The sequence below is a fragment of the Tenacibaculum halocynthiae genome (assembly GCF_964512825.1).
In the GTDB taxonomy this organism is placed as follows: Bacteria; Bacteroidota; Bacteroidia; order Flavobacteriales; family Flavobacteriaceae; genus Polaribacter; species Polaribacter halocynthiae.
On record NZ_CAZELG010000012.1, the window covers coordinates 200153 to 222438 of the forward strand.

Annotated in this window: 17 protein-coding genes; 5 read left to right on the forward strand and 12 right to left on the reverse strand. The window is 30.1% G+C overall.

The genetic code is table 11. The annotated features are described in order from the left end of the window. Positions 1 to 20: 20 nt before the first annotated feature. The 4 genes from ACKTTQ_RS04300 to trxA form a co-directional block, all read right to left on the reverse strand. Positions 21 to 1358, reverse strand: a complete 1338-nt coding sequence (locus tag ACKTTQ_RS04300; protein ID WP_408048583.1) for a deoxyguanosinetriphosphate triphosphohydrolase — start codon at positions 1356 to 1358, stop codon at positions 21 to 23. An 80-nt stretch (positions 1359 to 1438) separates the two neighbouring features. Next, positions 1439 to 3838: a ribonucleoside-diphosphate reductase subunit alpha gene (locus ACKTTQ_RS04305; protein ID WP_093869578.1), complete on the reverse strand. Its 2400-nt coding sequence runs from the start codon at positions 3836 to 3838 to the stop codon at positions 1439 to 1441. 175 nt (positions 3839 to 4013) lie between these two features. After that, entirely contained in the window at positions 4014 to 4985 is a 972-nt protein-coding gene (locus ACKTTQ_RS04310) for a ribonucleotide-diphosphate reductase subunit beta (protein ID WP_093869577.1), read from the reverse strand. A 268-nt stretch (positions 4986 to 5253) separates the two neighbouring features. Further along, positions 5254 to 5613, reverse strand: a complete 360-nt coding sequence (gene trxA, locus ACKTTQ_RS04315; protein ID WP_093869576.1) for a thioredoxin — start codon at positions 5611 to 5613, stop codon at positions 5254 to 5256. 173 nt (positions 5614 to 5786) lie between these two features. Between trxA and ACKTTQ_RS04320 the strand changes: the two genes are divergently transcribed. Both ACKTTQ_RS04320 and ACKTTQ_RS04325 read left to right on the forward strand, forming a co-directional pair. Further along, positions 5787 to 7946: a prolyl oligopeptidase family serine peptidase gene (locus tag ACKTTQ_RS04320; RefSeq protein WP_093869575.1), complete on the forward strand. Its 2160-nt coding sequence runs from the start codon at positions 5787 to 5789 to the stop codon at positions 7944 to 7946. Between the two features lie 139 nt (positions 7947 to 8085). After that, positions 8086 to 10164 (forward strand): M13 family metallopeptidase, encoded by a 2079-nt coding sequence (locus tag ACKTTQ_RS04325; RefSeq protein WP_408048498.1) that lies wholly within the window; start codon positions 8086 to 8088, stop codon positions 10162 to 10164. 94 nt (positions 10165 to 10258) lie between these two features. On the opposite strand, the gene ACKTTQ_RS04330 is transcribed toward ACKTTQ_RS04325, so the two are convergent. Genes ACKTTQ_RS04330 through ACKTTQ_RS04340 form a run of 3 tightly spaced genes read right to left on the reverse strand, consistent with a single transcriptional unit; the run spans position 10259 to position 11448 of the window. After that, entirely contained in the window at positions 10259 to 10477 is a 219-nt protein-coding gene (locus ACKTTQ_RS04330; RefSeq protein WP_299132921.1) for a hypothetical protein, read from the reverse strand. 3 nt (positions 10478 to 10480) lie between these two features. Continuing rightward, positions 10481 to 10903 (reverse strand): hypothetical protein, encoded by a 423-nt coding sequence (locus tag ACKTTQ_RS04335; RefSeq protein WP_408048499.1) that lies wholly within the window; start codon positions 10901 to 10903, stop codon positions 10481 to 10483. Positions 10904 to 10908: 5 nt separating this feature from the next. Further along, positions 10909 to 11448, reverse strand: coding sequence for an RNA polymerase sigma factor (locus ACKTTQ_RS04340; RefSeq protein WP_408048500.1), 540 nt, complete (start codon positions 11446 to 11448; stop codon positions 10909 to 10911). Positions 11449 to 11582: 134 nt separating this feature from the next. Between ACKTTQ_RS04340 and ACKTTQ_RS04345 the strand changes: the two genes are divergently transcribed. After that, positions 11583 to 12518, forward strand: coding sequence for an ABC transporter ATP-binding protein (locus ACKTTQ_RS04345; protein WP_408048501.1), 936 nt, complete (start codon positions 11583 to 11585; stop codon positions 12516 to 12518). Positions 12519 to 12595: 77 nt separating this feature from the next. Here the strand turns inward: ACKTTQ_RS04345 and ACKTTQ_RS04350 are convergent, their stop codons facing one another. Beyond that, positions 12596 to 13045: a 3-oxoacyl-ACP synthase gene (locus ACKTTQ_RS04350; RefSeq protein ID WP_299132909.1), complete on the reverse strand. Its 450-nt coding sequence runs from the start codon at positions 13043 to 13045 to the stop codon at positions 12596 to 12598. Then, positions 13042 to 14148, reverse strand: a complete 1107-nt coding sequence (locus ACKTTQ_RS04355) for an NAD(P)/FAD-dependent oxidoreductase (protein ID WP_408048584.1) — start codon at positions 14146 to 14148, stop codon at positions 13042 to 13044. The genes ACKTTQ_RS04350 and ACKTTQ_RS04355 overlap by 4 nt, the downstream gene beginning before the upstream one ends. A gap of 70 nt (positions 14149 to 14218) precedes the next feature. On the opposite strand from ACKTTQ_RS04355, the gene ACKTTQ_RS04360 reads away from it, so the two are divergent. After that, positions 14219 to 14698, forward strand: coding sequence for a hypothetical protein (locus ACKTTQ_RS04360; protein WP_408048502.1), 480 nt, complete (start codon positions 14219 to 14221; stop codon positions 14696 to 14698). 71 nt (positions 14699 to 14769) lie between these two features. Here ACKTTQ_RS04360 and amaB read toward each other — a convergent pair whose 3' ends face one another. The 3 genes from amaB to ACKTTQ_RS04375 all read right to left on the reverse strand — a co-directional run bounded on the left by amaB (position 14770) and on the right by ACKTTQ_RS04375 (position 20837). Next, on the reverse strand, positions 14770 to 16311 hold the full coding sequence (amaB, locus tag ACKTTQ_RS04365) for an L-piperidine-6-carboxylate dehydrogenase (RefSeq protein ID WP_113786240.1): 1542 nt from the start codon (positions 16309 to 16311) through the stop codon (positions 14770 to 14772). Between the two features lie 334 nt (positions 16312 to 16645). Further along, positions 16646 to 19822, reverse strand: a complete 3177-nt coding sequence (locus ACKTTQ_RS04370; protein ID WP_408048503.1) for a M4 family metallopeptidase — start codon at positions 19820 to 19822, stop codon at positions 16646 to 16648. Positions 19823 to 19958: 136 nt separating this feature from the next. Continuing rightward, positions 19959 to 20837 (reverse strand): helix-turn-helix domain-containing protein, encoded by an 879-nt coding sequence (locus tag ACKTTQ_RS04375; protein WP_408048504.1) that lies wholly within the window; start codon positions 20835 to 20837, stop codon positions 19959 to 19961. 364 nt (positions 20838 to 21201) lie between these two features. Between ACKTTQ_RS04375 and ACKTTQ_RS04380 the strand changes: the two genes are divergently transcribed. After that, positions 21202 to 22254, forward strand: coding sequence for an isoaspartyl peptidase/L-asparaginase family protein (locus tag ACKTTQ_RS04380; RefSeq protein WP_408048505.1), 1053 nt, complete (start codon positions 21202 to 21204; stop codon positions 22252 to 22254). The last annotated feature ends 32 nt before the right edge of the window (positions 22255 to 22286 follow it).

Consider the following 22286-nt stretch of genomic DNA (forward strand, 5'->3'; position numbering starts at 1 on the left):
TAATATAGTTATAATTTCACCTAAACAATATTTCCCATTATTTTTCTATGTAAACGAATTGCAAAACCATCAGATAAACCAGCAATATAACTACATATTTGCATTACTCTATCGTATAAGTTTTCACGTTCTTGCTGATATTCTTGTGGTAATAAATTCAACACTAAGGTATCGTAATTTGATTGCTTATTATCAAACTTATTATTTAAAGCAGTTACAAAAACATCCAATAAATCGGCAATAATTTTATATCCAGCTACTTCTTTTTCTACTACCTCTTTGCTTTTATAAATTTTAGCAACACTAATTTTTATAATGTCGTTTATTTGAGCTTCATATTGGCATTTATCTAACAAGCCTTTATCAAAAGTTCCGTTTAAAATAGCTTCTTCATTTTCTAAAAATATGGCTACTGCCTCATTAATTAAAACTCCAATTGCCAACGCTCGTAAATAGCTAACCCTATCTTTTTTATGTTTTAAAGAATGGTATTTTGCGCTATCTATTGTGTTTTTAACTAGCTTAATCATATACTCTAAAGCATAATCTTCATCAATTAAACCTAAGTTAATACCATCTTCAAAATCGATAATTGTATAACAAATATCATCTGCAGCTTCTACTAAATACGCTAACGGGTGACGATAATAGGAGATTCCTGCACTTTCTTTCTGCTTCAATCCTAAATCTTCAACTAAATCTTGAAAAGCAGTCTTTTCCGACTGAAAGAAGCCATATTTCTTATCTACTATATGTTTGGTTGGCTTTTTAGGTAAACTCTCTTTAGGGTACTTAATAAAAGCTCCAAGTGTAGCATACGATAACCGTAAACCACCCTCAACACCATCTCTACTCTCCGTTAAAATTTTTAAACCGTTTGCATTTCCTTCAAAGTCTATTAAATCTTGATATTCCAGTTCTGTTAAGGCTTCTTTATATTGAAGTCCTTTTCCTGTTTTAAAATATTCTCCTATCGCTTTTTCTCCTGAATGACCAAAAGGCGGATTTCCAATATCATGCATTACAGAAGCTCCCGCAACAATAGCACCAAAATCGTTAAACGTATATCCTAATTCTACTAATTTAGGATGACGCTTTAACAGCTCCTTTCCTACTCTTCTACCTAATGTACGACCTACAACAGATACTTCTAAACTATGCGTTAAACGGGTATGTACAAAATCGGTTTTTGATAATGGAATTACCTGGGTTTTATCTTGTAAACTTCTAAAAGCTGATGAAAATATAATTCTATCAAAATCTACTTCAAATCCTAAACGAGTTTCATCTTGTTTAGCTCTCTCACGTTTTTGTGTATCTCCAAATCGTTTTAACGATAGTAATTGCTCCCAGTTCATCATTTGAATAAAATTTGTCGAATTTACTAAAAAAAGAGAAGCCTTTCGACTTCTCTTTTTTTCACTTATAATTTATTGTTTTAAGATCCACACATTAAGCAATCATCGTCTGGCGCTCCATTTTTAGAAGCGTCTACCATTGCTTTAAATTCAGAAGCACTCATTGGTTTATCATCTTCAATTACTTCTTCTTTCTTCTCAATGTTTAATGTAAACTGTTTTGCGTTTACTGCCGATTTAGTACGTAAATAATACATTCCTGTTTTTAAACCACTTTTCCAAGCATAGAAGTGCATTGATGTTAACTTACCAAAATCTGGATCTTTCATAAATAAGTTTAACGATTGAGATTGATCGATAAAATATCCTCTATGGCGAGCCATATCAATAATATCTTTCATACTCATTTCCCAAACTGTTTTATATAAATCTTTTAAGTCTTGAGGAATTTCTTCAATATGCTGGATAGATCCGTTTGCACGCATAATATCTTCCTTCATGTTGTTATCCCATAAATTCAACTCTACTAAATCTTCTAGTAAATGTTTATTTACTACAATAAACTCACCCGATAATACTCTACGTGTATAAATATTAGAAGTATATGGCTCAAAAGCTTCATTGTTTCCTAAAATTTGAGAAGTAGATGCAGTAGGCATTGGTGCAACCAATAATGAATTACGAACTCCATGCTCCATTACTTCTTTACGTAAATTACTCCAATCCCAACGACCACTTAAATCCTCTTCTTTAATTCCCCACATATTGTGTTGAAACTCTCCTTCAGACATTGGTGAACCTTTAAATGTTGAATATGGTTCTTTTGCTTTTGCAATTTCCATTGATGACGTTACAGATGCAAAATACAAAGTTTCAAATATTTCTTGATTTAACTTTTTAGCTTCATCAGATGTAAATGGCATACGTAACATAATAAATGCATCTGCCAATCCTTGAATTCCTAATCCAACTGGACGGTGACGAACATTCGAATTCTCCGCTTCTACAACCGGGTAATAATTTCTATCAATTACCGTATCTAAGTTTCTAATAACTTTTTTAGTTACTTTAAATAACTTATCATGGTCAAAAAACTTATTTCCATTTTCATCTTCACCAACAAACATTGGTATTGCTATAGAAGCTAAATTACATACTGCTACCTCATCTTTAGCAGTATATTCCATAATTTCAGTACATAAATTTGAAGAACGAATAGTTCCTAAATTCTTTTGATTTGATTTACGGTTAGCAGCATCTTTATACAACATGTACGGAGTACCTGTTTCAATTTGCGATTCTAAAATTTTCTCCCATAAATCACGCGCTTTAATGGTTTTTCTACCTTTTCCAGCGGCTTCGTAACTTGTATATAAACGCTCAAACTCTTCACCATAGCTATCAAATAAATGCGGACATTCATGTGGACACATTAACGTCCAATCAGCATCTTTTTGCACACGCTCCATAAATAAATCAGAAATCCACATCGCATAAAATAAATCACGTGCTCTCATTTCTTCTTTACCATGATTTTTCTTTAAATCAAGAAAATCATAAATATCAGCATGCCAAGGTTCTAAATACATTGCGAAAGAACCCTTACGCTTTCCTCCTCCTTGATCTACATAACGTGCAGTATCATTAAATACTTTTAACATTGGTACAATACCGTTTGATGTACCGTTTGTACCAGCAATATAACTACCTGTTGCACGAATATTATGTAGAGACAAACCAATACCTCCCGCAGATTGCGAAATTTTTGCAGTTTGTTTCAATGTATCGTAAATACCCTCTATACTATCATCTTGCATTTGTAATAAGAAACAAGATGACATTTGTGGTTTAGGTGTACCTGCATTGAATAATGTTGGCGTAGCATGTGTAAAATATTTTTTACTCATTAATTCGTATGTAGCGATTGCTTCGTCAATATCTTCTTTATGAATACCAATAGACACACGCATTAACATGTGCTGTGGGCGTTCAACAATATTCCCATTTAATTTTAATAAATAAGAACGTTCTAAGGTTTTAAAACCAAAATAATCGTAATTAAAATCACGACTATAAATAATAGTAGAATCTAATTTATCAGCGTTTTTCATGATAATTTCATACACATCATCAGCTAACAAAGGAGATTTTTTTTCTGTACGTGGATTTACATATTCATATAAATCAATCATCGTTTCTGAAAACGATTTCTTTGTATCTTTATGTAAGTTTGATACAGCAATTCTTGCAGCCAACTTTGCATAATCAGGATGAGCTGTAGTCATTGTCGCAGCTACCTCAGCCGCTAAATTATCTAATTCTGAAGTAGTTACTCCATCATACAACCCTTCAATAACACGCATCGCTACTTTTACCGGATCAACAATTTGGTTTAATCCGTAACACATTTTTTTAACCCTTGCTGTAATTTTGTCAAACATTACAGGTTCTTTTCTACCATCTCTTTTTGCTACATACATATTATTACTATTGGTTTTTAAGTTGGTTTATAGAGTCACTAAAGCATCATGCTTATAATAACTCATACATGTTAAAATAATTTTATTTCTTTTTGAAAATATTATGATGCTAAAAACACAATCGTGTTTTAGCAAAATTTACCGCATGTAGGGGGTAGCAGTATGTCGTTCTTATTTAAAAATCAGCATCGAAGCTAATGTCTCCTGTACCACCAGATGATACTCCTGCTTTTTGATACTCAGATACTCTTTTTTCAAAGAAGTTTGTTTTTCCTTCTAATGAAATCATTTCCATAAAATCAAATGGATTAGTAGCATTGTATTCTTTTTCGCATCCAAATTCTAGTAATAACCTATCGGTTACGTATTCTAAATACTGTGTCATTAATTTGGCATTCATACCAATTAAACTCACAGGTAAAGACTCAGTAATAAACTCTCTTTCAATACTTAACGCATCAATAATAATAGCTCGAATTCGGTCTTTAGGTACTTTATTTACAATATGATTATTGTGTAAATGAACTGCAAAATCACAGTGCATTCCTTCATCACGAGAAATTAGTTCATTAGAAAAAGCTAGCCCAGGTAATAATCCTCTTTTCTTTAACCAGAAAATAGAACAAAATGATCCTGAGAAGAAAATTCCTTCAACCGCTGCAAAAGCGATTAAACGTTCAGCAAATGAATCTGACTCTATCCATTTTAATGCCCATTCAGCTTTCTTTTTAATAGCAGGAAAAATTTCGATAGCTTTAAATAACCTATCTTTCTCTGCTTCGTTTTTCACATACGTATCTATTAATAATGAATACGTTTCAGAATGAATGTTTTCCATCATTATTTGAAAACCATAAAAGAACTTTGCTTCAGAATACTGAACTTCATTTACAAAGTTTTCAGCTAAGTTTTCATTTACAATTCCATCAGAAGCTGCGAAAAAAGCTAACACATGCTTAATAAAATAACGCTCATCATCTGATAATTTAGTTTCCCAGTCTACAACATCTACAGATAAATCAATTTCTTCAGCAGTCCAAAAACATGCTTGTTGTTTTTTGTACCATTCCCATAAGTCATTATGTTGAATTGGAAAAATTACAAATCTGTCTTTATTCTCTTGTAAAATTGGTTCAATACTAGCCATTCTGTAAACTAAAATTTAATGTGTTATTTTTAGGTTGTTAGGGGAAAACAAAGATTGGAATTTTTACTAAAAATTGAAAGCCATACTTATTCACAAATCCCTTGAAGTTTTTAACAAAATGATGTTTTTAAGTTTTTAACGCTCTAAAAACACAATTCTTAAAAAACTACTAATCAAATAATTAAAAACCAAAAAAAAGCTTCCGTAGTGATAATCACTGAGTTTCTTAAAACAGTTCATTTCATAAAAAAAAGTGATGTTTTTAACATCACTTTTTTATTTTTAAAACGTCTCCAATTATTTGTTCAATTTGTTTTTTGGGGAGTGCTCCATTTGCCATTTGTGGCTCTTCACCTTTAGGGCAAAAAAGCATAGAAGGTATACTTCGAATACCAAACGCTGCAGAAAGTTCTTGTTCTGCTTCCGTATCTACTTTATAAATATGTATTTTACCTTCATACTCATTACTTAAATCTTCTAAAACAGGAGCTAATGCCTTACATGGACCACACCAATCAGCATAAAAATCAATAATTGCTGGAATTTCACCTTCAAAACTCCATTCTTTATTCTTTTCATAGTTAAAAACCTTTTCAAGAAAAGTTTCCTTTGTTAAATTTTCTGTCATTTTTTAAAATTAATTATAACCTTACTTTTACTTTAAATCTCTTAATTGTAAAATTAGTCGTTTTAACTGATAATAATTACAAAAAATAGATTTATGTTAAAATCCTCTTAAAATGTAACACTCTTGCCTATTTTTCTTCTAACTTTGAGAGAATTATCTAATTCTTTTTTAAGATGAAAAAACTAATCATTCCTATTCTAATTACTGGCTCTATATTTATGGCTTGTAAAGAATCAAAAAACACAAAAAGAGACATTACTGTGAACTACCCTGAAACTACTAAAATTCCCGTAGTTGATGATTATTTTGGAACAAAAATAACAGACAACTATCGTTGGTTAGAAGATGATAAAAGTAAAGAAACTGAAGCTTGGGTTAAAGCTGAAAATGAAGTTACCTTCGATTACTTAGATAAAATTCCTTATCGTAAAGAATTAAAAAATCGATTGTCTGAATTATGGAATTACGAAAAACTAGGCGTTCCTTTTAAAAGAGGCGACTATACGTACTTCTATAAAAACAATGGTTTACAAAACCATTATGTTTTATATAGAAAAGACAAAGATGGTAAAGAAGAGGTTTTTTTAGACCCAAATACATTTGCAGAAGACGGAACTACATCATTAGGTTCGGTTAGCTTTTCAAAAGACAAAAAAACGTTAGCTTATTCAATATCAGAAGGCGGAAGTGATTGGAGAAAAGTAATCATTATGGATGCTGAGTCAAAAGAAATTAAAGAAGACACTATTGTTGATGTTAAATTTTCTGGAATATCATGGAAAGGAAACGATGGTTTCTACTATTCAAGCTATGACAAGCCTAAAGGAAGTCAGCTATCTGCTAAAACTGATCAACATAAATTATATTACCATAAATTAGGAACAAGTCAAAAAGAAGACAAGGTAATTTTTGGAGCTAAACCTGAAGAAAAACATAGATATGTTAGTGGTGGTGTTACCGAAGATGGTAAGTATCTTTTTATTTATCCAAGAATATCTACTTCTGGGAATAAATTATTAATGAAAGATTTATCAAATGACAATAATCCTATTGTTACAATTTTAGATACTGACAATAGTGATACTTATGTTATAGAGAATAAAGGAACTCAGTTATATTTAGTTACTAACCTTAATGCACCGAATCAAAAAATAGTTACAGTTGATGCATCAAATCCTACAGAAAAGAACTGGAAAGATTTTATTCCTGAAACAGAGAATGTATTAAGTCCGTCAACTGGTTCTGGTTATTTCTTTGCTGAATATATGGTAGATGCTGTTTCAAAAGTATTACAGTATGATTACGATGGAAAATTAGTTAGAGAAATAAAATTACCTGGAGTAGGATCTGTTGGTGGTTTTGGAGGAAAAAAAGAAGCTAAAGAGTTATATTTTTCATTCACCAATTATAACACTCCTGGATCTTCATATAAATTCAATCCAGAAGATGGTACTTATGAGATATACTGGAAACCAAATATTGCTTTTGATGCTGATGGATATGAAAGTAAACAAGTATTTTACACTTCAAAAGATGGTACAAAAGTACCTATGATTATAACGTATAAAAAAGGAATAAAGCTTGATGGAAACAACCCTACTATACTATATGGTTATGGAGGATTTAATGTAAGTTTAACGCCAAGTTTTAGTGTTGCAAATGCCGTTTGGATGGAACAAGGTGGTGTGTATGCTGTACCTAATTTACGTGGTGGTGGTGAATATGGAAAAAAATGGCACGATGCAGGAACTAAACTAAAAAAACAAAATGTTTTTGACGATTTTATAGCCGCTGCTGAGTATTTAATTAAAGAAAAATATACCTCATCAGAGTATTTAGCTATTCGTGGTGGATCAAATGGAGGTTTATTAGTTGGAGCAACTATGACACAACGACCAGATTTAATGAAAGTAGCGCTACCTGCAGTTGGAGTATTAGATATGTTACGTTATCACACATTTACAGCTGGAGCTGGTTGGGCTTATGACTATGGAACTTCTGAGCAAAGTAAAGAAATGTTTGAATACTTAAAAGGCTATTCACCTGTACATAATGTAAATAAAGATGTAAAGTATCCTGCAACTATGGTAACAACTGGTGACCATGATGATAGAGTGGTACCAGCCCATAGTTTTAAATTTGCAGCTGAACTACAAGACAAACAAAAAGGAGCTAACCCTGTTTTAATTAGAATTGAAACAAATGCAGGTCATGGAGCAGGTACCCCAGTAGCAAAAACTATTGAACAGTATGCTGATATATTTGGATTTACATTATTTAACATGGGCTTTGATCAATTACCAAACCCATCTAAATCAAAAATTAAAAGTTAAGCTTTGTAACATTTTCTCCCATTTATTGTCTTATTAAATAAACCTGGCGAAAAAGTTTATTAAAGAAAAGGATGAAAAATACTATTGAAGAGAAAACATCTAAGTTTTGCATTTAATTAAATCAATCTAATTATATATAATGAAAACCATACATAAACTTGTTTTTACAACAGCTGTAGCCTCTTTAGGTGTTGTTGCTTGTAAAACTGAAAAAAAACCTGAAGAGAAAGCTCAAGGTATCATATTAGAAAACATGGACACATCTGTTAAACCTACAGATGATTTCTTTAGATATGTTAACGGTACTTGGTTAGATAAAACTGAAATTCCTGCCGATAGAACTTCTTGGGGTGGCTTTGGAGAACTTCGTAAAAAAACGGATGCCGATGTATTAGCTATTTTAAATAAAGCTATTGAAGAAGGTAATTTTCCAAAAATAAAAGATTCTAAAGGAAATGAAATAGATTCAGACCAAGAGAAGGCAGTGAACTATTATGAAAGCATCATGGATACTGTATCACGTAATAAACAAGGTATAGCTCCTGTAGCTCCATATTTAGCTAAGATTGATGCTATAAAAACTAAAAAAGATGTTGAAACATATTTAACTAATATGGCTCAATACGGAGGTGGTGGTTTTTATGATTTTGGTGTTTTTAACGACTTAAAAAACAGTAGTATGAATGCTGGTTATTTAAGTGGTGGTGGTCTTGGTTTATCTAGAGATTATTATGTAGATGAAAAAGTAAAAGACAAATTAGAAAAATACCAAGAGTTTGTTGCTAAAATGTTAGTTAAATTTGGTGATGATGAAGCTACTGCTAAAAAAAATGCAGCAAATATTGTTGCTTTTGAAGCTAGTTTAGCTGAACCAATGATGACTAAAGAAGAGCGAAGAGACACTCGTAAAATGTATAACCCAATGACAGTTGCTGAACTTCAAGAATTAGCACCTGCAATTGATTGGGATGCTCATTTAAAAGGAATTGGTGTTAACAATATTGAAAAAATAATTGTTACTGATCCTGGGTACTTTAAAGCAATGAATGATATTTTTACAACTCGTTCTGTAGAAGATATCAAATTAGTATTACGTTGGAATACTATTAACACTTCACTTAACTTATTAAGTACTGATTTAGAAATAGCAAACTGGGAGTTTTACAGCAAAACAATGCGTGGTGCTAAAAAACAACGCCCAAGAAATGAGCGTGCTTTAGGAAACTTAAACGGTGCTATCGGTGAAGCTTTAGGTAAATTATACGTTGATGCTAAATTTCCGCCAGAAGCAAAGAAAAAAGCTAAGGAAATGATTGATAATGTAATGTTAGGTTTCGAAAAACGTATTGCTCAATTACCTTGGATGAGTGAAGAAACTAAAGAGAAAGCTTTAGCAAAATTACATAAGTTAACCGTTAAAATTGCATATCCTGATAAGTGGAAAGATTATTCTGCATTACAAGTAAAAGGCTTAAAAAATGGAGGTACATATTTTGAAAATGCAATTAATGTAGCTAAATGGAATTATAATAAAAACATGGCTAAATTAGGTAAGAAAGTTGACAGAACTGAATGGGGAATGTCTCCTCAAACTGTAAACGCTTACTTTAATCCAGTAAATAATGAAATCGTATTTCCAGCAGCAATTTTACAACCTCCTTTTTACAACTACAAAGCTGATGAAGCTGTAAACTATGGAGGAATTGGAGCTGTTATCGGTCATGAAATTTCTCATAGTTTTGATGATTCTGGTGCTCGTTTTGATGGTGATGGAAACTTAAAAAATTGGTGGACAGAAGATGATTCAAAAAAGTTTAAAACTATTGGAGACAAGTTAGTTAAACAATACAGTGATATTATTGCTATAGATAGCATGCACTTAAACGGTAAATATACATTAGGAGAAAATATTGGAGATTTAGGAGGAGTTCAAGCTGCTTATGAAGGTTTACAAATTTTCTTAAAAAAGAATGGTCGTCCTGCTGATATTGACGGTTTTACTGCTGAGCAACGTTTCTTCCTTTCTTGGGGTACTATTTGGAGAACAAAAATGCGTGATGAAGCTTTAAAAAACTTAATCATGACCAATACACATGCTCCTGGACAATATAGAGCTTATATGCCTCTTAAAAACGTAGATGCTTTTTACAAAGCTTTTGACGTTGAAGAAGGTGATAAAATGTATATAACACCTGAAGAAAGAGTTAGAATTTGGTAAACAAACCTTAGTCTTAAAATATTACAATTCTTAAGAATTGCTTTTAAAATAAAAACCGATACAGATGTATCGGTTTTTTTTTATTTTTCTTTACTTAATCAACTAATTCCACACAATGGAATCCTTTCTTTTCAACTTTATTAATAATATCAACTTCTTCTATAAAATCAGTTGCTTCTATTCGTAAAACATTATCAATATCTTCAATATCAATTGATACATCAATTATATTACTATCTTCATTAAATAGTTTATGAATCGATTTCACTTTATGTTCAGTATTTATATCTGTTCCGTAAATAAATAATTTCATAATTTATTCTTGTTTAGTATCTGTATTACTGTTTTCATCTATACGCTCTTTGAATTTTTCGTAAGCGTCACTCCCCTCCTCTTTCCAGAATTTTTCATAATGTTCCCAGTCAGAAACATTCTTATTACATCTGTTTTTATCAAAAGATCTAAATTTATGCTTCTTTTTTTCTCTTGGAGAGCAGTCCGAACTATGTTTTCCTCCAGAGCATAATAAAATTTTAGACAAAATAAATAACCCTACTGCTTGCCAATAACTAATAACTCGTAACCCGAATATCTCTGGCATTAATGTATTCCATAACCACATAATTACATACCCAAATAATATGGCTAATCCAATAATTGCTATCACTCCAAAAACTATTCTTCCTATAAATATCCCTAACGATTCTCCTTTAACCCTTTCTTTAAATAAATTTTCCATCTGTTTTAATTCTTGTTATTTTTTAATTCTATTTTTTTTAATAAAAGTCCTAATGCTCTATGTCTTCTAGACATTAATGTTCCTATTGGTACTCCTAAATCTTGTGCTAATTCATTATATGTATACCCTTCAAAATCGATAGCTATAATTATTTCTTTATATATTGGCTTTAAACTCAACATTCTTACTTTAATTTCTTCCTTCATTGCTTCTGAATAAACATCTTCAGAAGCTCCATATAAAGCTTGTGTAAGCTCATTTAACTTTAAAGCATCAATATCTTCATCTGAAATATTTTGTTTGTTCTTCCTCATCCTATCAATAATCTTATTTCTTAATGACCTGTATACAAAACTTGCCACGTTATTAATAGGAGAATATCCACTTACACCTGAAAACAATTTAAGCGCAACATCTTGAATAATATCTTCAGCATCTTGATTAATATTTTGCTTTATTTTAGACCTAACGTAAGATTTAAGAACATTATATTCTTTATCAAAAAATGCTTTGAGTTTTTTATTATTTTCTGATTTGTGGTTCATTTATAAGCTTTTTAATCGCTCTTCAATTATAAAGACGTAGCTTTTATAATCTATTGCATTTTTTTATAAAAAAATTAAAAATCATCGTTTAATATAAAGAGGTATTATTTTATTCCTTTGCTTATTTTTGTTCTATGCTACACGTAAATAATATTTCTTTTCAATATTCTACACAAAACAACACTTTACAAAATGTAAGTTTTACACTACAAGAAGGAGAAAACCTATGCATAATGGGAGAAAGTGGCTGTGGAAAATCTACATTGTTGAAAATTATTTATGGCTTATTAGATGTAAATAAAGGTACTATCTTTTGGAAAAAAACTCAAATTTTAGGGCCTTCTTATCATTTGGTTCCTGGTATGGATTTTTTTAAATATGTGGCGCAAGATTTTGACTTAATGCCTTACACTACTGTAAGTGAAAATATTGCAAAATTTTTATCACGTTTTTACCCTGAGAAAGCACAACAACGAACGAAAGAGTTGCTTGAAGTTATTGAAATGACCGAATTTGCTGATGAGAAAGTTAAAAATTTAAGTGGTGGACAACAACAACGAGTTGCTATTGCTAGAGCGCTTGCTAAAGAACCAGAGCTACTATTGCTAGACGAACCTTTTGGGCAAATAGATAATTTTAAAAAAAACTCTTTAAGAAGAAATTTATTTACTTATTTAAAAAGTAAAAACATTGCATGTATTGTAGCTACGCATGATGGTGGTGATGCTCTTTCTTTTGCCGATAAAATGATTGTAATTAGAAATAATCAAATACTTGCTAAAAACACTCCTAAAAACCTATATAACGCACCTAGAGAAAAGTATATAGCTTCTTTATTTGATGATGTAAATGAAGTAACAGTTAACAATACAAAATTACTTTTGTATCCTCATCAAATTAAAATTGTAGAAAAATCAACTATTATTGCTACCGTTTTAAACTCATATTATAAAGGATTTTACTGGCTAATAGAAACTGATTTAGAGGGGCAAAAATTATTTTTAAATCACAATAGTTACATAGATAAAAAAACAACAGTTTCACTAGAGATTAATAGTGAAACTGTTTAAAAATTCAAACTACTCGTTATAGATTGATAATTACTTCTTATAAAACAGATAGAAGTTACCAATCCCTACTTTTAGTATTAAAGTATATTTTTTATAGCTATCTTTTTTCCATTAAAAGTAAGCTCGTCATTAACAGTTTTTCCTAATAATAACTTTCCTATTGGGGAAGAAACTGAAACTGCAAAAAAAGTTTTATTATTAACAATTATTTTACCTGCTGAAATACTTAAAAAGTAAGTAAACAAATTTGTTTCAATAATACTACCAAGGCAACTAGTACTAGAATTGGCAGTTAACACTATTCTTGCTAAGGTTTCTTTCATTTGCTGAACTCCATTTAATTGTTGGCCAGCTTTTTCCATTTCTAATTGTAACATAGCACGTCCTGTTTCATGCTTATCACCTGCTGAGCTTTTTGTTTCAGAGTGTAATGCTTTCTTATTTGAACTTATAATGTTCTCAATTGTTTGTAAACGATTATTTACAAAAGCCTCACATTCATTATATAATAATTCTTTTACATTCATGTTAAATCTGCTAATTCCTTTCCTATTAAACTACCTATTGCAACTCCCATTCCACCTAAACGAACTCCACAATAAACATTATTTGACACCTGTTTTACTATTGCTTTTTTTTGATTTCCTACTCCCATTATTCCACTCCATCTATAATCAACTTCAACTTTCTTATTTGGTAAAATAACTTCTTGTAAAATTTCATCTAACTTATTTTGAATTAAGTCGGTTTGTTCAAAACTAGTAGTCTCTTCTGTTTTAAAATCTAGGTTTCTACCTCCACCTAATAATATTCTATTATCAATGTTTCTAAAATAATAATATCCTTTATCTAAATGAAATGTTCCTTTTATCTGTAAATTCTCAATAGGCTTAGTAACCAATACTTGAGCTCTTGCTGGCTTTACGTCTTCTTTTAATAATTCTTTAGCAAACCCATTCGTTGCTATTAATAATTTTTTGGAAAAAAACTCAATTTTGTTTGTTTTGATATGAACTTTGTTTTGTCCTTCGATATAACTTTCTAAAGCAATTCCATTCAATATTTTTATATCTAAATCTTGTGCTTTTTTCAATAGTTGAGTAACCATTTTACCAGTATCTATTTGACCTTCTAAAGAATTAGTTATATAGTTTTTATAGATATTCTCAAACCTAAAAACATTGTCATTAACAGTAAATACATTTCTTTTAAATAATGGATTTAATAACATGTTTATTTCATCTATCTTATCTAAACATTCGTTATAAAAACCTGTATCTAAAAATAATTCATGTCCTTTATTTTGTTGAAAGCTTATATTTTCATCCCCTAAATTAGTTCGTAATAACTGTAAGCCTTCCCATCTTTTTTTTACCAAATTAAAAACCTCTTCTTTGCTGTGTGTTTTTAAATCATCTATAAGTTCAGATAAACTACCAAAACAAGCAAATCCAGCATTTTTACTGCTAGCCCCTTGGGGTAAAACTCCTTTTTCAAGTATAACTATTTTGGCTTTAGGATATTTATTTTTAAGTTGAAAAGCACAATTTAACCCCACAATTCCACTTCCAATAATGGTAAAATCAATATTAGAAAACCACTCTTTTAACTCCCAATAACTATAATTCAACATTTTTTAATCTATAATAAATTAGTAACTTGGCATACTCCTTGAATTTAATGAAACTAAATAATACAAAATGAAAATAATGAAACTCTTCAGTCTATTAGTTTTAACTATTAGTTTTACTCAGTGCGCTAGCATGCAATTTGAAAAAACTCCTCCTTTTACAATTAAAGGAGCTAGCTATGTAAATATCACTGGTGGTATGCCTGGTAATAACAGTACAGATGTAAAAATAGCTTTTTCTTCTCCAAAAAAAGTAGTTTTTGAAAAACTCTATTTTATGAATAAAATTATAGACGTAACTATAGAAACTAAAGAAAACTCAAAATATATTATTGGAAGACACTATTATTCTTCAGGAAATACTAAGTATGACTTACAATTACATGATGATCCTAAAAAAGAATACGGTAATACTACTAAAAAAACAGAAAAGAAGTTTCCTTTTGAATTAAAAGAAAATGTAGCTGTTTTAAGCTATAAAGAAGCTGGTAAAACAAAATATTTTAAAATAGAAAACATAAAAAAAGGGAAAGATGTAATTATGCAATAATTTTTCTTAAACCCAATAAAAAACCCCATTTAAATATTTTAAATGGGGTTTTTAGTATTATTAAAACACTATTATAAATCAAATTTAATTCCTTGAGCTAATGGTAACTCATCAGAATAATTTACTGTGTTTGTTTGACGACGCATATATACTTTCCAAGCATCAGATCCAGACTCACGTCCTCCACCTGTTTCTTTTTCACCACCAAAAGCACCTCCAATTTCAGCACCTGAAGTACCAATATTTACGTTTGCAATACCACAATCAGAACCAGCATATGATAAAAACTTCTCAGCTTCTTTCATTTCACTTGTCATAATTGAAGATGATAAACCTTGTGCTACACCATTTTGTAATTCAATAGCATTTTCTACTTCTCCAGAATATTTCATTAAATATAAAATTGGAGCAAATGTTTCATGCTGTACTATTTCAAAATGATTTTCTGCTTCAATAATCGCTGGCTTAACATAACATCCACTTTCGTATCCTTCTCCTTCTAAAACTCCTCCTTCTACTAATACTTTTCCTCCTTCAGCTTTTGCTTTTTCTATTGCAGCTAAATAGGTATTTACAGCATCTTTATCAATTAATGGTCCTACATGATTATTTTCATCTAATGGGTTTCCAATTTTAATTTGCCCATAAGCACCAACTATCGCATCTCTTACTTTATCGTAAACTGATTCATGAATAATTAATCTACGTGTAGATGTACAACGTTGACCACAAGTTCCTACTGCTCCAAATACAGCTCCTGGAACAACCACTGTTAAATCTGCAGTTGGTGTAATAATAATTGCGTTGTTTCCTCCTAATTCTAATAAAGATTTACCAAAACGCTCAGCAACTGTAGCTCCAACAATACGTCCCATTCTTGTAGATCCAGTAGCAGATACTAATGGAATACGAGTATCAGTAGTAATATACTCTCCTACTTTATAATCACCATTAACAATACAAGAAATACCTTCTGGTAAGTTATTTTCTTTTAAAACATCTGCAATAATATTTTGACATGCTACTGAACATAAAGGAGCTTTTTCTGAACCTTTCCATACACATACATCACCACAAATCCAAGCTAAAGCAGTATTCCAAGCCCAAACAGCTACTGGGAAGTTAAATGCAGAAATAATTCCTACCACACCAATTGGGTGCCATTGTTCTCTCATTACGTGTCCTGGTCTTTCTGAAGGAATTACTTGTCCGTTTAATTGACGAGATAAACCTACTGCAAAATCACAGATATCAATCATTTCTTGAACTTCTCCTAAACCTTCTTGATAAGATTTACCCATTTCATAAGAAACTAATTTACCTAATGGCTCTTTTAATTCTCTTAATTTATTTCCAAACTGACGAACAATTTCTCCTCTTTGTGGAGCTGGCATTGTTCTAAAAGTTTTAAAAGCCGAAGTAGCGGCATCCATTACCTTATCGTAATCTTCTCTAGTTGTAGTTTTTACTTTTCCTATTAACTTACCATCAACTGGAGAGTATGATTCAATAATTTCTCCATTAGAAAAATTTACAGAACCAGTTGAAGTTCCATTGTTTATTTCTTTTAAGCCTAATTCTTTAATAGCTTTATCAATTCCAAAATCAGTCATTTATTTCTAGTTTAATTATTGTTCAACTTTTATGGAAACAAAACTACGAATAAAAATACATTTCAAAAATTAAACATTCAAAGGTTTTTTGTTGTTTTTTACAACTTTTTGTATTAAAAAAAACAAAAAGACTAATTACTAAAAAAACCATCTATAAAAACAAACAGTTTATATAGATGGCACACTTTAAAACCCAGAAGTAGGATTATTGAATTGTAAAAACTCAATTTATTTATAAATCTAATTTCCCCTTAAAAAATAGATGCTTTTTATAAAACACTCAAATACTTAGTATTTACAAGTAACCTACTTCTTTTTTGTAAAAACAAATCAATTATTCTACTATTAATTTCTTAGTCATTCCATTAACATTAATAAAGTATACTCCAGTTTTTAGATTTGGAATAGCTATTTCATGCTGTGAATTAAATGAATTTAGTTTTAATTTAGTTAATATCCTTTTAACAAGAATATTTCCTGAAAAGTCAGAAATATTTACATGAATATTTGTTCCTTTTAAATTATTAAAAGATACTATTACCACTCCTTCTTTTGCAGGATTTGTTATTATGTTAAAACTTTGCTTAACAGTTAAGTTATTACAAGGACCTAAATTTGTCCAATAACCATAAATTGGAGCCCACCAAACTGTAATTTGAGCTTCAAACACATTTCCGTTGTATACAACTTTATCACCTTTTTGGTAAAAAACACCACTTCTATATTCTGGTATTCCATTACATCCTCCAGTAGTGCCTTCAGTTACAAAACTTACGGTATTTGAATATGGCGACTTATCTCCATTACTACAAGTATAACGAACTCTTAATTGATATGAAGTACTTGCACTTAAATTAGTAAATGAATACGATGAACTAGATACGTTAACTAAATTATAACTGCTATCAGAAGATTTTTTATATTCTAATTCGAAAGAAGTTATCCCTAAAACTGGTGACCATGAAACATCTGCACTATTTGTTGTAATACTAGAAATATCAATATTATTAATTGCTTCACAAACATTTGTATCATCTTGTAATGTAGTAAACCTAATTTCGCTTGAATAAGGTGAATCGTTTTCTAAAGCTGAAAAACTAGAAGAACATGGTCCTAAATCTTTCCATAAGTATGAATGTGTATTACCAGTAGGAGGAATATTGTATAAATTATCAGCTAAACTTTCATATTTTTTCCCATTATAAGTAACCTTATCACCAGTCATATAAATAGACGGATATGACTGATATGCTGAAACACCATCACAGCCAGTATCACCTCCACCGTCATTACAACTATATTTAATTCTAGCTAAGTAAGTTGTATTTGGTAATAGCCCATTAATTGAAATAGATGATCCATTTGCTGAGGTAATTGTATAACTATTACTAGTTTCTTTTCTATATTCAACGGTGTAAGAATTAATAGAAGGAACACTGTTCCAAGAAAGAACTACAGAGTTTTTAGAAACATTAGAAATATTTAATCCAGTAACTGGATCACACTTGGGAGGATCTATAATATTTTTTGTTCTAAATGAAATAACAGATGAATATGTAGCTAATTTCCCATCACATGTATAGGTTACTCTAACTTGATATAATGTATTTGAACTAAGACCCGTCAAGGTTTGAGAAGCTCCATTTACAGTAGTTTGGGTATAATTAGTATCAGTAGATTTCTTATATTCAAGTTTATAATTAGAAACCCCTGATTTAGCTGTCCAATTTATAGTTGCACTTGCAACTGATACATTTGAAGCTATTACATTTTCAATCACTGAACAGTCAGAGGTACTACACCCAGAACCTGAATATTTTGAGCCAATACCTACAGCATACATTGCATCAGTAGTAGCTACTAATTCACAAGAATTTGCTCCATATAAATCGGTTGCTGCATTTATCACTGCATTTCTTGCTGATGAATAATTAGAACTTGAAGTTAAATACCTTGTAAGTGCCCTATAAGCAACTTGAGCTGCTTTTTCGATACCTATTCCTTTTACATTATATGAACTTCCTTTATCATTTGAACCTTGCTTACCTTGTGATAAAATATAAAACCAGTGATTTAACACTCCACTATTAATATGAACACCTCCATTATCACCAGAGCCTGTATACCAATTTGTACCATTGTAAGTGTCTGGTTGCCTATGTTGTTTAGGATTCGATAAAGAACGTTGAAAAGAAATATTTTCTCCTAAGGTCCAAACATTAGAGTCTAGCCTATTGAACGCATAATATTCAGCATAACATCCAAAAATATCACTAAACCCTTCATTCATAGCTCCAGATTCATTTCTATACACTAAACCCGCTGAGGTTTGAGTAACTCCATGTGCTATTTCATGACCAACTACATCAAGAGGAGTAAAAGGAGCTCCACTTGAAGCATTTCCAAAATATGTCCAAGATCCTACCCAAAATGCATTATTATCTGCTCCTTGACCTGAGCCATTAACGAATATATTAACTTTTCCACCTGAGCCATTATAGCTTGACCTACCAAAAACACTTTTAAACATGTCCCATGTTTGTTCTGCTCCCCAATAAGCAGCCATATAATAACCTTCATTACCAGAATTTCCAAAACCATTAGCAGTAGTACTAGAAATAACAGAACCTCCAGATGGTGGTGTACTTCCAAAACCTATACTTCTACCGTTTAAATTAGTAATAGAGATATTTCTGTTTCCTGTTTGAGAAGCTGTATACCTTCCTGTTGAACCAGAAACTGTAATACTTTTAGTTCCATAAAATCTAGTTTGGGTAGAACCTGTAGCAAACATTTCTTCTTCTTTTGTATGCGATTCTTCTTTACAAGAATGTTTCTCCATTCCAGGAAAAGCGGAATGTTTTAATACCTCAGTAAAAACAGTTTCTCCATTTGATGCGTTTATATATACTTTTTTTCTTTCAAAAGGCTCTTCAGAATATAAATCAAATTTATACACCAGCTCTAATTCACTTGAATTTAAGTTATTTCCTTTAGAGATATAAACTAAATTATCATCTTTTACTTTAGATTTTATTTGATTATGGCCCCAAGTAAGGGCTTTTCCTGTCAATTCTTTCAAAGCAAACCTTAACGCTTGATCAGATGATATACTTGATTTTTTTTGAATTCCAGTAGTTTTTAATATTGTTTTAAATATTTCACCATTTACTGAATACACTTTTCCTTTTCGAGCATGTAAAACATAGTAGGCGTTTTCAACTGGTATATCATTTAAATACTGTTGATATTTTATATGGGTTATACCAAGTTCATCCGTTTCATTAGACACTTCAGTAAAAGTAAAGTTTGAAGAAATTTTAAAAGTTTTTCTTAAAAAACCGATTGCTGAATTAATAGCTGGTTGACTATTTCCTTGTATTTGTACGTACCTAGGAGCCAAACCTTTTTCTCCGTTTTGAAGAATAATAATATTGTTTTGGGAATACGTTATTCCAGTTATCATTGATAAAAACACAACGATTAAAAGTTTATTTAATTTTGTTTTCATTGTTTAGAAAGGTTTATGATTAAAACCGCTAATTACCACAAAAACAAAATATTAAACAAAGTAACAATGTCTCTAAACATGTTTAGAGACATCTCAAAAAATTGATACAATTAATAACTTATAAATAAATACTATTTTATTTATTTTTAATAAAATCATGTGGTGAAACCCCCACAATTATCTTAAAGTTTTTATAAAACGAAGCTCGTGAATTATACCCTACTTCATGAGCTAAAGCTTCAATACTATATTTTTCATATTTTTTATCTAAAACTAATCTCTTAAACTCTTCAATTCTGTATTCATGTACAAACCTGTTAAAATTCTTGTTCTTAATTTCATTAATAGATTTTGATATTAATCGATCTGGGATTTTAATATAGTTTGACAGAAAAGTTAAATTTAGTGAAGGATTTAAATACAATTTTTCACTTGTCATATAATGATCAATTGTTTTACAAACATCGATAAGTTCTTTTTGAATTTCATTCAAAGAAACTTTATTTAAGTTAATAACGTTTGATATGTTAATTTGAACTAAACTAGCAATGGTTATATAGTATAACGAAATCAAAAATAGTACTTCAATTAATATGTGATAACTTTTATTATTCAAAAGTAAAAATCGTCCAAAAAAACCTAAAAAATTTAAAGCTATACATATAACACAAAAAGCTGTAAGCCATAATAGTGTTTTATACTTTACATCCTCATAGTGCTCTAAAAGTTTCTTTTTATGTATTAAATTAATTTTAATTATTCTGATACAGAAATAACCTATAAATATTGATGATGAAAACATATAAACATCCATAAACCCATAAATAAAAAGTTTTTCTATAAGGCTAGGAACAAACCAAACAAGAATAAACAATACAGAAAACACTACTGTTTCTATAATTGCTAGTAGATAATATTTAAACTTGTTTTTTATTATAACACCAGATGTTTCTGATGCATAAAAAAATAAGAAAACAATAGTTAAAAAATTAAAATTTACTGGTAAAAAAATCAAGTAAATATTATGATACGTTCTTAACAAAATTATTTTTACTGTTTCAATAAAAAGGGTAAGAAAAAAGAAACCTAAATACCTGTTTAATTTAAATTTTTGAGATTTGTATAAAAAAAATATTAACGTTATTAGTAATGTTTGTACACTACTTATAAAGTAACAGGAATTTAACATGATATTTGTTTAGTTAGTTCATTTTGTTTGGAATTTAACTAAGATAAATAATTAATTATTAATATTTTAAAAACAAATAAACATCAAACAAATAATTGAATTTTGTTAAAAACTAAAATATTAAAAGTAACATAAAATTGAAAAGTCATATTTTTGATATCAAATTAATTATCAAACACTAACACAAAAAATGAAACAAATAACTACTATTTTACTATTGCTGTTGTTTTTAAGCAGTTGTAAAAACGATAAAAAACAAAAAACAAAAAACACTAAAGATATCAAACAAAATGAGTTTGCTATTATTATTCACGGAGGTGCTGGTACTATTTTAAAAAAGAATATGACTCCAGAAAAAGAAAAAGCATACCAACAAAAATTAGAAGAAGCTATAAAAGCAGGATATTCGATTTTAAAAAAAGGTGGTTCGAGTACTAAAGCAGTTGAAGCATCAATACATATTATGGAAAACTCTCCTTTGTTTAATGCTGGTAAAGGTGCAGTTTTTACAAATGCTGAAACCAATGAAATGGATGCTTCTATAATGGAAGGTAAAACTCTAAATGCTGGTGCTGTTGCTGGTGTTAAAACAGTTAAAAACCCAATTTCTGCAGCCATCCAAGTTATGAATAATTCTAACCACGTATTATTATCAGGAATTGGTGCTGATAATTTTGCTAAGGAAAAAGGATTAGATATTATGGATCCAAGTTATTTTTATACTGAAAAACGATTCAAATCTTTACAACGAATAAAAAATAAAGAGAAGACACAATTAGACCATGATGAAAAATCTGCATTTTATGATACTGATATTAAAGATAGTAAATTTGGTACTGTAGGTTGTGTTGCCTTAGATAAAAAAGGAAATATTACTGCTGGTACTTCTACTGGTGGAATGACTAATAAACGTTGGAATAGAATAGGAGATTCTCCTATAATTGGAGCAGGTACGTATGCAAATAATGCTACATGTGGGGTTTCTTCTACAGGATGGGGTGAATATTTTATTAGAGGTGTTGTAGCCCATGATATTGCAGCACAAATGGAATATAAAAACGTTTCTTTAAAAGAAGCTACCAATGATGTTATTCAAAACAAACTTACGAATCTTGGTGGAACTGGTGGTATCATTGCTCTTGATAAAAATGGTAACATGTCGTTTGAGTTTAATACAGCTGGTATGTATAGAGCATCAATGAATGATAAAGGAGAATTAATCGTAAAGATTTATAAAGAATAAAAGCTATTGTTTTTAAAATTAAAACCCACATT

Coding starts and splice junctions, on each gene's coding strand:
- ACKTTQ_RS04380 (WP_408048505.1), top strand. CDS start 21,202: ATGAAACAAATAACTACTATTTTACTATTGCTGTTGTTTTTAAGCAGT.
- ACKTTQ_RS04360 (WP_408048502.1), top strand. CDS start 14,219: ATGAAAATAATGAAACTCTTCAGTCTATTAGTTTTAACTATTAGTTTT.
- ACKTTQ_RS04310 (WP_093869577.1), bottom strand. CDS start 4,985: ATGGCTAGTATTGAACCAATTTTACAAGAGAATAAAGACAGATTTGTA.
- ACKTTQ_RS04305 (WP_093869578.1), bottom strand. CDS start 3,838: ATGTATGTAGCAAAAAGAGATGGTAGAAAAGAACCTGTAATGTTTGAC.
- ACKTTQ_RS04320 (WP_093869575.1), top strand. CDS start 5,787: ATGAAAAAACTAATCATTCCTATTCTAATTACTGGCTCTATATTTATG.
- ACKTTQ_RS04330 (WP_299132921.1), bottom strand. CDS start 10,477: ATGAAATTATTTATTTACGGAACAGATATAAATACTGAACATAAAGTG.
- amaB (WP_113786240.1), bottom strand. CDS start 16,311: ATGACTGATTTTGGAATTGATAAAGCTATTAAAGAATTAGGCTTAAAA.
- ACKTTQ_RS04345 (WP_408048501.1), top strand. CDS start 11,583: ATGCTACACGTAAATAATATTTCTTTTCAATATTCTACACAAAACAAC.
- ACKTTQ_RS04350 (WP_299132909.1), bottom strand. CDS start 13,045: ATGAATGTAAAAGAATTATTATATAATGAATGTGAGGCTTTTGTAAAT.
- ACKTTQ_RS04340 (WP_408048500.1), bottom strand. CDS start 11,448: ATGAACCACAAATCAGAAAATAATAAAAAACTCAAAGCATTTTTTGAT.
- ACKTTQ_RS04335 (WP_408048499.1), bottom strand. CDS start 10,903: ATGGAAAATTTATTTAAAGAAAGGGTTAAAGGAGAATCGTTAGGGATA.
- ACKTTQ_RS04325 (WP_408048498.1), top strand. CDS start 8,086: ATGAAAACCATACATAAACTTGTTTTTACAACAGCTGTAGCCTCTTTA.
- trxA (WP_093869576.1), bottom strand. CDS start 5,613: ATGACAGAAAATTTAACAAAGGAAACTTTTCTTGAAAAGGTTTTTAAC.
- ACKTTQ_RS04370 (WP_408048503.1), bottom strand. CDS start 19,822: ATGAAAACAAAATTAAATAAACTTTTAATCGTTGTGTTTTTATCAATG.
- ACKTTQ_RS04300 (WP_408048583.1), bottom strand. CDS start 1,358: ATGAACTGGGAGCAATTACTATCGTTAAAACGATTTGGAGATACACAA.